This window comes from Sphingomonas sp. Ell38C01 (genome assembly GCF_055231975.1).
Genome location: NZ_JBUYVA010000001.1, coordinates 3,127,480 through 3,141,186, shown reverse-complemented (window position 1 = coordinate 3,141,186; position 13,707 = coordinate 3,127,480). Strand labels below are relative to the sequence as shown.

The window sequence follows — 13,707 nt, the reverse complement described above, 5'->3', positions numbered from 1 at the left end:
GCCATCCTCGTGATGGTCGGGCTGCTTCCGTTCTGGAGAACTGTCATGACCACCGAAACGACCGCCCTTGCCACCGCTTGGGTCCGCCAGCCCGCATTTGCCGAACGACCCGCCCGCACACTGCTGATCGGCGCCTCAATCCTAAAGGTCTACTACAGGTTCGGCACGCTTGGGTTCGACGTCCAAGCGCATTCCACTACCGTGACCGACGATCCGGTCGAGACCATTTTATGTTTGGCCGACGCTCTCCATGTGCCGCCTGAGCGCCTGCTGCTGTGGCGGGCGGAAGACATCGTTGTCCCATCGCTGATCGCCGCCGCCGAGACGGCTCGCGACGACGTCGCCGGGGTCAGGCTACTGCGCGAGCTTGACCTGACCTTCGCGGGCGAAGTGGTCGATGTCGCTGAATCTTACGGCCGCTCGGCAGCCACTTCTTTCGATGCAATCGCGCACGTCGCGGGCATTCCGTTCATGCCGATGACGCGGGCAGATCTCGCCGAGGCGCACCGAATCGGCCACCACGGCGCTATCCGAGACCATCTCGCTGCGCGTGTGAAGGCCACGTGGCGGCTGTGGCTGGCCAGTCGCGAAGATTCCGAGTCGCCGATCGCCGCGACCGACGCCTGGGTCGCCACCCCGGACGCGCAGGTGCGGCTGTGATGGTTGTCACCGGCATGCCGCACGTCCGCCCGTGCGTGTCGATCCCCGCCGACGGCAACGAGGGCAACGACTGGATCGCGTCGAACTGCGATCTGTATGCGCCGCTGACGACGCCGCTGCCGCTGGCAGGAGCATCGGCGTTGTCGCGCATCCGCGGCAGAGCGGAGCCGCAACCCTGCGTTCAGGATCGCCGTGGATGACGGCGGCGATTGATCGGATCGTCGATCAGGCGGTCATGCAGCTCTGGGCGGGACGGCCATGGATTGCGTTCCGGCCGATGCTGCTCGTCGGTCCGCCGGGTTCGGGCAAGACCCATTTCGCACGGCGGCTCGCCGCGCTTTCCGGCTGCGGCGATGCGCTGCTGTCGATGGCTGGTGTCAGCAGCAACGCCGAACTGGCGGGGTCGCCGAGAGGGGTTTCGACATCCGCTTCCGGCCTTTCCCGCGATGGCGATGCTGCGCACCGGCACCGCCAATTCGGTCATCGTCATCGACGAGGTTGACAAGGCCGCCTGCAGCGATCTGGGCGATCCCATCGCGATGTTACTCGGGCTGACCGATCGATCGACCGCAGGGCGGTATTTCGATGGCTGCCTCGCCGCCGAAATCGACCTTTCCCACGTCAACTGGATCATGACTGCGAACAACATCAAGCGCTTACCGGCGCCGCTGCTGTCGCGTGTCGAGGTGATCGAGGTGGCGGGCCCCGAGCCGGAACACGCCGAACTAGTCCTCGCCAGCCTGTGGCGGGCGGTCGCCCGCGACGTCGGCCTCCCGCCATCGGCGCTGCCGCACATCGAGGCTGGCTCTAAAGCAGCGCTGCTGCGGCTGTTCCGCAACACGCGCTCCGTCCCCCGCCTGCGCCGCGCGATCGAGACGCTGGTGGCGGTATCCGCACGGCAACTTCCGCGGACGCTCAACTAAAGAAAGTAATTTCGGGAAGTCACGGTCGGGCACCGTGGAAGACGGAAAAAGCTCCGGCCTGCAGGCCGTCACCAAAGAGGAAACAACAGATGGCCATGATACTCCGCCACCAGAACCTGATGCTCGCGCTGCGGGTCGAAATGGGCTGGCCCCGCTTCAAGCCGAGCAACGACTGCTTGGCGTTCACGTCCGGCAAGGCGATGGATATCGAGACCGGCATGGAGATCGCGCGGATCGCGACCATGCTGGGCAAGGACGTGATCTACTCGGGCTGGGCCAGCACGAAGGCGACCAGGCCGACCGGGTTCACCGTCGGATATCGCATGATGTTCAGCGTCGACATCGTCGACAAGCTCGTACCTTATGCCGCTAACGATACGGCGCCGTTGACCCTCGTCAGCACCCGCGAAGACGAGCTCTTCGCCATCGACCAGCGCGGAAGCCTCGTCCGCATACGGAGCAAACCGAGAAACATCCGCAAGGCGCGCGAACTCGCGATGAAGCGGATCAATGTCACGGCCGCGGCGATGGATGACACGCTCCTACCCACCAACCGGTTCGTGCCGACCGGGCAGGACTGGGTCGAGCCGGACGCCGTGCCTGTCGAAACCGTGGTCCGCTGCGGTTGATCACCATGGCGGGCGCCATCCGGTGCCCGCCTATTACCGAGTTGGAGACAATCATGAAGATCGACACCCTCACCACCCCGCGCGGCCCGCGTTCCTAGATCGTGCTCGACATCGAATCCGCCGTGATCAACGACACCGCGCACAAGCGCTATCAGGCGATGGAGCGCTGGATTCCCTCCGACAACAAACCGATCCGGCGCGGCTACCAACGCAGCGAAGACCCGCTGACCTGCCCCCGGTGGATTTTCCAGACCATCACCACCGCCGCGATGATAGTGCTGGTCGAGGATGCGCAGGGCGGCATCGACGTACAGCGCTTCGTGACGCTGTCCGCGCCGGACCACAGCGAACGTGAGGTGGTCGCCGGTATTCTGCAGGTTCTGGCGGAAGCGCCGGCCGACGCCGAAATCTGCACGTGGATGGGCCTTGCTCATGACCTACGAGAACAAGCTGTTCATCGTGCCGAGCCCCTACACCGCCGAGGCCGGCATGGGCTGCGCTTCCATCATATTGCGAACGGCATCTTCGACACCGGCACGACGCGGACCAACATGGTCGAGGCGAAGATCGTCGCGCAGGCGATCATCGCGCATGCCCGCGACCATCCCGATCTGTCGCTCGGCGTCGCCGCCTTCTCGTCGGCGCAGCGCCGGGCGATCGTCGATCAGCTGGAGCTGCTTCGCCGCGCACTGCCGCCGGAGGTCGAAGGATTTTTCCAGGCGCATCATGCCGAGCCGTTCTTCGTCAAGAATCTGGAGAACGTTCAGGGCGACGAACGCGACGTCATCTTCATCTCGGTCGGCTACGGTCCGACCGTGCCGGGCGGGCGGGTGCCGATGCGGTTCGGACCACTCGGCACCGATGGTGGCGAGCGGCGTCTGAACGTGCTCATCAGCCGCGCCAAACAGCGGTGCGAGGTGTTCGCGTCGATGACCGACGAGGACATCGATCCTGACTTCGCTAGCACGCGCAAGGGCGTGTTCGCCTTCCGCCTGTTCCTCCATTTCGCTCGGACCGGCCGAATGACGCTCGCCGAAAGCACCGGTCGCGACCATGACAGCGTGTTCGAGGAACAGGTCGCCAATGCGCTGCAGGCCCGCGGCCTGCAGGTCCACCGCCAGGTCGGCCTAGCGGGTTTCTATATCGATCTCGCGGTGGCCGATCCGGATCGGCCCGGCCGCTATCTGCTCGGCATCGAATGCGACGGCGCATCCTATCATGGCGCGAAGTCGGCGCGCGACCGGGATAGGCTGCGCCAGTCGGTCCTCGAAAGCCACGGCTGGTCAATCCACCGGGTGTGGAGCACCGACTGGTTCCAGCGACCGGCGGAACAGCTCGACCTGATCCTCGCCCGCGTCGAAGCTGCCAAGGCCGAACATGACGCACAGGAGACGGGAGCCGCGGCCAGACGCGCGGTGCCCTTCGAGATCGTGACGATCGAGCGCGAAGACGTGACCGAGATCGGCCTCGTCGCCAGCGACGATGTGGCGGCGGGCGTGCTTCCTTACGTCGAGGCTGCAGTCACGCGCCCCGCGCATATCGTCAGCGAGCTCCACGACGCCCCACGGGGCATTCTTTCCGGGCTGGCTGAACAGGTCGTAGACGTCGAAGGCCCGGTCCACATCGACGAGATCGTCGCCAGGATCCGCAGCGCTTGGGGGCTTAGGCGGGCGGGCGGAAGGATCCAGACAGCGATCGAGCAAGCCGTGGACGTCTCGGCGCGGACGGGGCGTCTGGCACGTCACGGTGACTTTCTCTCGATCCCCGGGCGGGAGCCGAAGGTCCGGGATCGCAGCGACGTAATCTCGACCACCTTGCGCCGCTGCGAGGCGTTGCCGCCCGCCGAACTCGAACGTGGCGTGCTGGATATCGTCCGCACCCACTTCGGTGCAACCGACGACCAGATCGCTCTCGCCGTGTCGCGCGCGATCGGCTTTAAGTCGACCAGCAGCCAGCTGCGAACGCTCATCGCCGACGTCGTCACCGCGGCGATCGGCAAAGGGTGGATCGACCGCAAGAACGGCGTGCTGGTAACAGGGGCCGAGGCACCCGTCGCCCCGGCTCCTGCCATCGCTCCATCGCTACTGGTCGCGCTGATTGCCGAGGGCGAGCACGAGCGGCTGGAGTTCAAGGAGACGCTGCGGTGGGACGTGGTGGCCGCCACCCAGAACAAGAAGCTGGAGGATGTCGCAATCAAGACGCTCGCCGGATTCGCCAACCGTGTCGGTGGCACACTGCTGATTGGTGTCGCGGACGACGGCACTATCCGCGGGCTGGATCGCGACTATGGCTGCCTCGGGGGCAATCGCGACAGGATGCAACTCCACCTGACCAATCTGGTGACCAACCATTTCGGACAGGCCTATCGGGCCGCGCGCATACGGATCGTCTTTCCCGAGCATGAAGGCACCGACGTCTGCCGGATCGATATTGATCGATCACCATCGCCGGTTTTCGTGACGACCAAGGATGCCCGCGATGTGCCCGCCGAGCGATTCTTCGTGCGCTCGGGCAACTCCACGCAGGAATTAAGTCCCAGCCAGACCGCAGCCTATATCCGCGAGCATTTCGCAACATGATGCTTTCTAGTCGGCTCGCGTCACCGCCCCCTTACAAGAATTTCAAAATGAAAGAGTGCCCATCTTTTTCCCATGTGGGACACCACTCTCTAAAACCGCAGAAAAGCGCGATTCCCCGTCACCCCCATAGAGGACGGATAAGAAATGGATCTGGCCAAGGCGGTATAACGCTCCGCAAAAGATAGCGGCGCAACTATCTATTCGGTCACCTCGCGACACCGACGAAAAGCCCCGCCATCGGGCTATCAAGGCAGACACGGTTGGCTTGCCAGTCTAAACGACTGCGATCGGGCGAGTATGTGCGAGTAAGGTGGCATGGCGGGAGCGAGCGGTACGACGCAGGCGAGCAGGGACGAGGTGCTCGATCGCCTGAGCCGTCTGAAGCTGTATCGATGGTGGCGGCGGCGCGTTGTCGGGCAAGTCGATCACGCGGGTGTCGTCGCGCGGATCGCCGAGGATAGCGGCTGGTCGCCGCGATATGCCTTCATGATTATGATGTCGGCCGGTATCGCGGTGCTGGGTCTGCTGCTGTCGTCCCCCGCGGTCGTGATCGGCGCGATGCTGATCTCGCCGCTGATGAGTCCGATCCTCGGCTTCGGTTTCAGCCTGGCGCTGTTCGACTTTGCCGAGATGCGAAGGTCGCTGTTCGCGCTCGCCGCCGGGTCGGTGGCGGCGGTCGCCTTTACCGCGCTGATCGTTACCGTCTCTCCCCTGCAGGCACCGACCGCGGAAATCGTCGCGCGGACGCGGCCGAACCTGTTCGATCTCGGCGTCGCGCTGTTCGCGGCACTGGCCGGCAGCTTCGCCATCATCCGCGGACGGGGCGAGACGATTGTCGGTGTCGCCATCGCTACCGCGCTGATGCCGCCGCTCGCCGTCGTCGGCTATGGCTGCGCGACCGGGAACCTGCCGGTGCTGGGTGGCGCGCTGGCCCTGTTCATTACCAACTTCATTACCATCGCGCTCTCGGCCACCGTGATGGCGCGCTACTATGGATTCGGTCACCACCTTTCGAGCCGTCAGAGCTGGACCCAGACCATATTGCTGTTGCTGGTGTTCGCGGTGATGGCGGTGCCGCTCGGGCTGGCGCTCAATCGCATCGCGCGTGAGGCACTGACGGTATCGCAGGTACGCTCGCTGCTCAACGCGCGGTTCGGTGACGATGCGCGGGTGACGCAGCTCGAGGTGGCCTTCGACCGCGATCCGATCACGGTTCGGTCTGTCGTGATCGCACCGCGCGCACGGATGCAGAAGACCGCACCGCTGCAGAAGGCCATCGAGGCCTCGCTCGGCAGGCCCGTGCGGCTCGACATCGACCAGGTGCTGCTCGAAGCCGGCGCCGATGCACTCGACGCCCAGCGCGAGGAGCTGCGCCAGGCCGGCGCCGCTCCTGACTTGGAGGCGCAGCGCATGACCGCGCTCGCGCGAATGATCGCGCTCATCACCGGGGTTTCCAGCGATGACGTGACGATCGATCGCGACCACCGCCGGGCGACCGCCGCGGCGGTGCCGCTGCCCGGCGCAACGATCGCCACCTATCGCACGCTCGAAGCCCGCGCCGCCGCCGAGACGGACGGCTGGAGCGTGGCCGTCGTGCCGCCACAGGGGCCGCTTCCCGAAATCGCGTTCGCCGACAATGCGGACACGCTCGACGCGGCGGGCCGGGCCGCGGTGCTGACCTCCGCCTGGGCCGCACGGCGATGGAATGTGCCGGCGCTGGCGGTGCCGGGCCTGCCGCCGGGCGATCCGCCGCCGCGCCCGACCCTGACGCAGCGGCGCGCGCAGGCCGTGGCGGCGGCGTTGACGACCCAAGGCGTCGCCGCGGTCGCCGCGCCGGCAGCAGGACAGCGCTTCACGCTCATGATCGCCGCCGCGCAGTGATCGGCGGCCTTGCGCTCACCCCTTTCGATGCGGCCGCGATCCTGATCGCGCTCGCTGCCGTCCTCGGCTACGTCAACTATCGCTTCCTGAAGCTGCCGTCGTCGATCGGCCTCACCGTGATGGGAGCGATCGCGTCGCTGCTGGTCATCGCGATCGATCGCATCCTGCCCGGCGCCGACTTCGCGAACGATATCGTGCGATTCATCGCGGGGATCGATTTCCACACCACGCTGATGGACGGGATGCTGTCGTTCCTGCTGTTCGCCGGCGCGCTCCACGTCGACTGGCACGAGCTACGGCGCGGGCGCTGGCCGATCATCGTGCTGAGCACGATCGGCGTGGCGCTGTCGACCGCCTTGGTCGGTGGCGGGTTCCTGATGCTGTCGCACGCGATTGGCTTCGATCTGCCGCCGATCTGGTGCTTTGTATTTGGGGCGCTCATCAGCCCGACCGATCCTGTGTCGGTGATCGGCGTGCTGAAGCGCGCGCAGGTGTCGCCGGCGCTGGAGGCGACTGTCGCGGGCGAAAGCCTTTTCAACGATGGTGTCGGCGTCGTCATCTTCACGATCCTGCTGGCATCGGCGCTGTCGGGCGAGGCGTTCTCGGTCGGCCATGCCGCCGAGCTGTTCGCGGTGGAAGCGGGCGGCGGCGTGGTGCTAGGCCTCGTCATCGGCTGGATCGCGTTTCGGATGATGCGCTCGATCGACGACTATAAGGTCGAGGTGCTCATCAGTCTCGCGGTCGTGATGGGGGGCTATGCGATCGCGCGACCGCTCCATGCCAGCGGTCCCGTGGCGATGGCGGTCGCAGGCCTCATCATCGGCAACGCCGGGGTCGCGCATGCGATGAGCGAGACGACGCGCGACTATCTGCACAAATTCTGGGACCTGATCGACGATATCCTCAACACCGTGCTGTTCCTGCTGATCGGGCTGGAGGTGGTGACGATCCCCGGTGACCTGCGGCTGGTGCTGCTCGGCATCGGCGCGATCCCGCTGGCGCTCGCCGCGCGCGCGCTGTCGGTGCTGCTGCCGCTCCGGGCGATCCGGCCGACGCAACGCTATGGCCTGATCGCGCCGGTGACATTGATCTGGGGCGGGTTGCGCGGCGGCATCTCGATCGCGCTGGCGCTGGGCCTACCGGACGGTCCGGCGCGTTCGGTCATCCTGGCGGCGACCTATGTGGTCGTCCTGTTCTCGGTGATCGTGCAGGGCGGTACGATCAAGCGTGTGCTGGAACGACTGACCCCGGACAAGGCGGAGACCGACACATGAAAGCCCGCCTGCTGCGCCTGTCGAACGACCTGCGCGAAAGCTACTGGTTCGTGCCGACCGTGATGGCGGTGGCCGCGCTGCTCCTCGCGCTCGCGATGGTCTATGTCGACAGCCACGCCGGCTCGACCTGGATGGACGGGCTGCCGTGGCTCTATGCGGCCCGGCCGGATGGCGCGCGCAGCCTGTTGTCGTCGATCGGCGGCTCGATGATCGGCGTCGCTGGTACGACGTTTTCGGTGACGATCGCGGCGGTCGTCTATGCCTCCGGGCAATACGGCCCGCGCCTGCTGAGCAACTTCATGTCCGATCGCGGCAATCAGGTGACGCTCGGCACCTTCATCGCGACGTTCGTCTACTCGCTCATCGTCCTGCGTACGATCCGCTCGGCCGGCGAGAGCGGCGCCGGGACGCCGGCATTCGTACCGCAACTCGCGCTGCTCGTGGCGCTGATCCTCGTCCTCTGCTCGATCGCGGTGCTGATCTTCTTCATCCACCACGTGCCGATGCGGATCCACATCAATAATGTGATCGAGCGCATCGGCGACCGGCTGATCGAAGAGATCGACACCCGCTTCCCCGTGTTCGTCGGCGTTCCGCTCAAGGAGAACCCGGACGATCCGCGCATACCGATAGCCTTTCGCGACGATGCCGGCCACACGGAATACGAACGTCGTGCGCCCGTCCGCGCCAAGCACACCGGCTACATCCAGCTGATCGACGAAAACACCCTGCTGGAAGCCGCACGCGATCACGACCTCGTCATCCGCCTTCAATACCAATCGGGGGATTTCGCCCACAATGGCAGCGTGCTGCTGGAGGCGTGGCCCGCCGAACAGTGCGACGAGGATGCCGCCACGGCCCTGCGGGGCGCATTCGCGGTCGGGTCGCGGCGCACCGCGCTGCAGGACCTGCGCTTCCTGATCGATGAGCTGGTCGAGATCGCAGCGCGCGCGCTGTCGCCCGGCGTCAACGACCCCTTCACCGCCAACAGCTGCTTGGACTGGCTGGGCGCCGCGATGTCAGATCTCGCCCGGCGCGACCTGCCGTCGCGGTTGCGCGCCGACGGGGACGGCGCGCTGCGGGTCATCGCGCATCCGATGCGCTTCGACGGCTTCATCGACCGTGCGTTCGGCGCCCTGGCCCAATATGCCAGCGCGGATATGATCGCCGGCAAGCGGTTCCTGAACGCGCTGGGCGACGTGGCGCTCAGCTGCGACGATCCGGGCAGGATCGCCACGCTGGCACGGCAGACGCGCGATTTCCGCTCGCTCGCCGAGGGCGCGCTCGACGGCGCCTGCCGCGATGCGGTGCTGGTGCGCGCCGACGACCTGCTCCGTGCGCTCGCCGAGCCGGACTATAAGCGCCGTCTGCGCGACGGCAACGCCTGGCTCGGAGGAACCGCATGATCGTCGCCATCGCCTTGGTCGTCGCCGTCATCGTCGCGCTGGCGCTGACGTTCGGCAGGTTCGCCCGCTCGGACGGGTGGCGTGCTACAGTGACCCCGCTCGCCTCGATTATCGGGTCGGGCTTCCTGATCTGCGGGCCGCTGCTGGCACGCGAATTCGGTGGCGCCGCGCTGGGTGCGATGGCCGTGCTGCTGGCGATGGCCTATGCCGCCGGCTGGGTGATCCGGTTCAACATCGTAAATGTCGAGCCGCACCTCGCCGCGGCACGGTTCAACGATCCGGTCGCGTGGCTGGCGCGGGTCACGCAGGGGGTGCTGGCGCTCGCCTATGCGGTGTCGGTCGCCTACTATCTAAAACTGCTGGCCGAGTTCGCGCTGAAGCCGATCGCGATCGATGCCGGGTCGCAGCCTTTGGCCGCCAACGTCATCGTCACGGTCCTGATCGTGCTGATGACGCTGCTGGCGCTGGGCGGCAACCTGCGCAAGGTCGAGCATCTCGCGCACGGCACGGTATCGATCAAGATCGGGATCATCGCGGGCCTGCTCGCCGCGCTCGGTATCTCCTGGGCTCTAACCGGCGCAGGTGAGTCGCTGCCGCCCGCCCGGCTCTCGTTCGCCAGCGTGCCGATGCTGTTGGGCCTGCTCATCACGGTGCAGGGGTTCGAGACGTCGCGCTATCTGGGGCACGCCTATCCCGCCGAGTTGCGGGTCCGCACGATGCGCCACGCGCAATGGATCTCGTCGGCGATCTATCTCGCCTTCATTGCGCTGCTGACGCCGTTCCTGAGCCGCGCCGCCGAAACCGAGGGCGTTGCCGGTATCCTCGACATCATGGAGCTGATCGCGCCGGCGCTGGGCATTTTCGTGCTGGCCGGTGCGGTATCTAGTCAGCTGAGCGCGGCCGTCGCCGACTCGATCGGATCGGGCGGGCTGGTCAACGAGGTTTCGCGCCACAAGGTCAGCGTGCCGCTCGCGTTCGCGCTTGCGGGTGCGCTGGCCATCATTGTCGTCTGGCTCACCGACCCGTTCGAGGTGGTCGCTTTGTCGTCCCGCGCCTTCGCATTGTTCTATGCGTTGCAATGCGCGCTTGCCCTGATCGTCTCGGTCAAGGATGGAAAGGGTTCGGCGGCGCAGCGGGGCGGCTTCGTCGCGATCGGGCTAGTGTGCCTCGTCGCCACCGCGGTCGGCGCACCGGCGGAGGGATGATGGCGCCACGATTGCCAGAACAGGCGCGCGATCTGCTGCGTAAGCATGGTCCGACGGCGCCGGTGTGGCGGCGGCGCGTGGCGATCCTCGGCGGGGCGGTGACGATCGGTCTGGTCGCGCTTGCCTTCGCCCACCTCGCCGACTGGGCGGGGGAACGCTTCCTCTCACTCGTCGCCCGGTGGTGGTGGGCGCCGCTGATCGTCACACCGTTGGGCTATGCCGCCATCGCCTGGATCACCGCGCGTATCGCACCGGCCGCGCGAGGATCGGGCATCCCGCAGGTGATGGCGGCGACCCGCGACCCGGACCATGCGATGGGCGCGCTGGTGTCGGCGAGGACCGTCGTCGTCAAGCTCGTCCTCACGATCGGCACGCTGCTGGTCGGCGCGTCGACCGGCCGCGAGGGGCCGACCGTGCAGATCGCCGCGGCGATCATGGGTTATGCCCACCGGCTGATGGCGATCCCGCTGCGCGCATCGGTGTTCATCGCGGGTGGCGCCGCCGGCGTGGCGGGAGCCTTCAACACGCCGCTCGCCGGAGTCGCCTTCGCCATCGAGGAGCTGGCCGCTGCGTACGAGCAGCGCATGACGCTGCTGGTCATGACCGCGGTGCTGATCGCAGGCATGACCAGCCTCGGCCTGTCCGGCGACTATGTCTATTTCGGTATCATGCGGCAGACGCTGTCGGCCCGCGAGACGATGCTGGCCGCTCCCGTTGCAGGCGTGCTGGGGGGCCTGCTGGGTGCGTTCTTCTCGCGCGCGGTGCTGGCGACGGGCAGGACGCGCTGGGCGCCCGTCGCCCGGCTGCGCGCAAGGCCTGCGCTGTTCGCCGGATCGCTCGGTCTGATCGTGGCGATCATCGGCGTCGGCAGCGGGCTGACCTGGGGAACGGGTTACGGCACGGCGCGGGCGATCATCACGGGTGCCGATACGCCGCACTGGTTCGGGATCGCGAAGCTGGTGACGACGCTGGCGACGGCGGTGTCGGGCATGCCGGGCGGCATCTTCGCGCCCTCGCTCGCCGTAGGTGCCGGGATCGGCGATATGCTGAGCTGGCTGTTTCCGACCTATCCGGGCGGCGCGATCGTGCTGCTGGGCATGGTCGCCTATTTCACCGGGGTGGTCCGCGCACCGCTGACCGCGGTCATCATCATCTCCGAGACGACGGCGAGTCGCGGATTGATGATGCCGCTGCTCGCATCGGCGCTGATCGCCGACGTGGTGGCGCAGGCCGTGTCGAAGGAGCGGCTTTACCACGCGCTTTCGCAGGCGTTCCTCCCGTCGGACGATCAACGCGAGCATGATAGCGAGATCGATGACACCCCTGTCAGTTCAGCGTCGAAGGCCGGGAGTTGAACGTCCTGCTCGCCACGCCGTCCGCCCATGCCATCGGCGCGATGATGCTGACGGCGGCGATGTTCTACGGCTTCGTATCCGGCCGCGCGCGGGTGGAAATCATCTCGCTGTTGACGATCAGTGCGATCGCGCTTGGCCTCTACTGGTTTCCATTGCCTGGCCAATCGCCGACCGACGGGCTGAAGCTCGCGTTCGAGGGGTTCGGCCACTACGCGCTCATCACGATCTGCGCCTTGATGGTGCTGGGGCGCGGGCTGGTGACGACCGGCGCGCTCGAACCGGCGGCACGATTGCTGACGCGGGTCTGGCGCTTCAACCGGCAGGTCGGCCTGCTCGTCACGCTGCTGCTGGCATTCGGCATGAGCATGATGGTCAACGACACGCCGGTGCTCGTCCTGATGCTGCCGGTAATGGCGGCGATCGCGGCGAACGGCGGGATGCCCGCGTCCCGCACGCTGATCCCGGTGAACAGCGCGGTGCTGATCGGCGGCATGTCGACAACCATCGGCACCTCGACCAACCTGCTGGTCGTGTCGATCGCCGGCGATCTCGGCCTGCCGCCGATGTCGGTGTTCCACTTCACGCCGATCGTGCTGCTGGCGGCACTCGTGGCACTGCCGTTCATCTGGCTGGTCATGCCGCGCCTGCTGCCGGACAATTCCGTCGAAGCCGGTCACGAGCCCCGGCGGTTCGCCGCGATGCTGCGGCTGGGCGAGACGTCGGTCGCGCATGATCTGCCCCGGGAACAGGTCGCCGCCAGATTGCCGGCAGACGTCGAGATCCTCGCCGACATCTCCGCAGGCCGATTGCCGGTCCGCGCCTCGCACGCCGCACTGGAGGAGACGATGCGCATCCTCGGCGCGACCGCCGCGCCAGCCTGGCTGATGGAGCGGCTGGCCGGTGGCTATGCGAAGACCGGCGAGGATCTGATCGTTGCCGAGCTGGCGGTGACGAAGGACACGGGGTTGGTCGGAAAGGGCGTGGCGTCGGCCAACGTCGCCGAGTTGTACAACGTCGCGATCCTCGGCGTGCATCGCGCGCATCGCCCGTGGATCGCGCAGCCGCTGGTCGAGATCGCGACCGAAAGTCCCTTCGACGAGGGCGACATCCTGCTGGTCGCCGGCGCGCTAGGCAGTATCGAGCGGATGTCGCTGGCCGAGAACATGCTCGTTCTGGATGGCGCGAAGGAACTGCCGCGCACGGCTAAGGCGCCGCTGGCGCTGGCGATCATGGCCGCCGCGGTCGTGCCGGCCAGTCTCGGCATCGTCCCGATCGCGATCTCCGCACTGGGCGGGGCGATCGTCATGCTGGTCACCGGCTGCGTGCGTTTCGATCGTATCGGCCGCGCGCTGTCGGCCAAGGTCATCGTGCTGGTCGCGGCCAGCATCGCGATCGGTCGCGTGGTCCTCGAAACCGGCGCGGCGACGTGGCTCAGCGAATTGCTGGCGCTGGGATTGCAGTTCTTGCCCGCGGCCGGCGTGCTGGCGGCAGTGATGCTGTTCGTGACGGTGCTGACCAATTTCGCGTCGAACACCACCGCGGCGGCGGTCGGAACGCCGATCGCCTTCAGCCTCGGCCAGCAGCTGGGCATCCCGGTCGAACCACTTGTCCTGGCCGTGCTGTTCGGTTGCAACCTGTGCTACGCGACCCCGGTCGCCTACCAGACCAACATGCTCATCATGTCGGCTGGCGACTACGAGTTTTCCGACTATACGCGCACGGGATTGCCGCTGGTGGGGATCATGGTCGTGACTTTGTCGGGACTGCTGGTGCTTCGATACGGTCTGTATTGAGG

General features: G+C 66.7%; 12 protein-coding genes. All 12 read left to right on the top strand.

Annotation, left to right across the window (positions count from 1 at the left end):
• The first annotated feature begins 45 nt into the window (after positions 1-45).
• The 12 genes from ACV7NO_RS14885 to ACV7NO_RS14830 all read left to right on the top strand — a co-directional run bounded on the left by ACV7NO_RS14885 (position 46) and on the right by ACV7NO_RS14830 (position 13,705).
• Complete coding sequence (locus ACV7NO_RS14885; RefSeq protein ID WP_463406745.1) at positions 46-660, top strand: hypothetical protein; 615 nt, start codon at positions 46-48, stop codon at positions 658-660.
• The gene (locus ACV7NO_RS14880; protein WP_463406744.1) at positions 660-860 is read left to right on the top strand and encodes a hypothetical protein; all 201 of its coding nucleotides are present in this window, start codon (positions 660-662) and stop codon (positions 858-860) included. Before ACV7NO_RS14885 ends, ACV7NO_RS14880 begins: the two co-directional genes overlap by 1 nt.
• A complete protein-coding gene (locus ACV7NO_RS14875; RefSeq protein WP_463406743.1) occupies positions 857-1,162 on the top strand; it encodes an ATP-binding protein in 306 nt (101 codons plus the stop codon). The genes ACV7NO_RS14880 and ACV7NO_RS14875 overlap by 4 nt, the downstream gene beginning before the upstream one ends.
• The gene (locus tag ACV7NO_RS14870) at positions 1,107-1,583 is read left to right on the top strand and encodes an AAA family ATPase (protein ID WP_463406742.1); all 477 of its coding nucleotides are present in this window, start codon (positions 1,107-1,109) and stop codon (positions 1,581-1,583) included. The genes ACV7NO_RS14875 and ACV7NO_RS14870 overlap by 56 nt, the downstream gene beginning before the upstream one ends.
• 89 nt (positions 1,584-1,672) lie before the next feature.
• On the top strand, positions 1,673-2,212 hold the full coding sequence (locus ACV7NO_RS14865) for a hypothetical protein (RefSeq protein WP_463406741.1): 540 nt from the start codon (positions 1,673-1,675) through the stop codon (positions 2,210-2,212).
• Positions 2,213-2,313: 101 nt separating this feature from the next.
• A complete protein-coding gene (locus ACV7NO_RS14860) occupies positions 2,314-4,791 on the top strand; it encodes a DUF3320 domain-containing protein (protein ID WP_463406740.1) in 2,478 nt (825 codons plus the stop codon).
• A gap of 315 nt (positions 4,792-5,106) precedes the next feature.
• A complete protein-coding gene (locus ACV7NO_RS14855) occupies positions 5,107-6,672 on the top strand; it encodes a DUF389 domain-containing protein (RefSeq protein ID WP_463406739.1) in 1,566 nt (521 codons plus the stop codon).
• Complete coding sequence (locus tag ACV7NO_RS14850; protein WP_463406738.1) at positions 6,669-7,946, top strand: cation:proton antiporter; 1,278 nt, start codon at positions 6,669-6,671, stop codon at positions 7,944-7,946. Before ACV7NO_RS14855 ends, ACV7NO_RS14850 begins: the two co-directional genes overlap by 4 nt.
• Positions 7,943-9,352 carry a DUF2254 domain-containing protein gene (locus ACV7NO_RS14845; protein ID WP_463406737.1) on the top strand — a complete coding sequence of 470 codons (1,410 nt, stop codon included), beginning with the start codon at positions 7,943-7,945 and terminating at the stop codon, positions 9,350-9,352. The genes ACV7NO_RS14850 and ACV7NO_RS14845 overlap by 4 nt, the downstream gene beginning before the upstream one ends.
• Positions 9,349-10,557: a hypothetical protein gene (locus ACV7NO_RS14840; protein ID WP_463406736.1), complete on the top strand. Its 1,209-nt coding sequence runs from the start codon at positions 9,349-9,351 to the stop codon at positions 10,555-10,557. Before ACV7NO_RS14845 ends, ACV7NO_RS14840 begins: the two co-directional genes overlap by 4 nt.
• Positions 10,557-11,912, top strand: a complete 1,356-nt coding sequence (locus ACV7NO_RS14835; protein ID WP_463406735.1) for a chloride channel protein — start codon at positions 10,557-10,559, stop codon at positions 11,910-11,912. The genes ACV7NO_RS14840 and ACV7NO_RS14835 overlap by 1 nt, the downstream gene beginning before the upstream one ends.
• Complete coding sequence (locus tag ACV7NO_RS14830; protein ID WP_463406734.1) at positions 11,909-13,705, top strand: SLC13 family permease; 1,797 nt, start codon at positions 11,909-11,911, stop codon at positions 13,703-13,705. Before ACV7NO_RS14835 ends, ACV7NO_RS14830 begins: the two co-directional genes overlap by 4 nt.
• Positions 13,706-13,707: the final 2 nt, after the last annotated feature.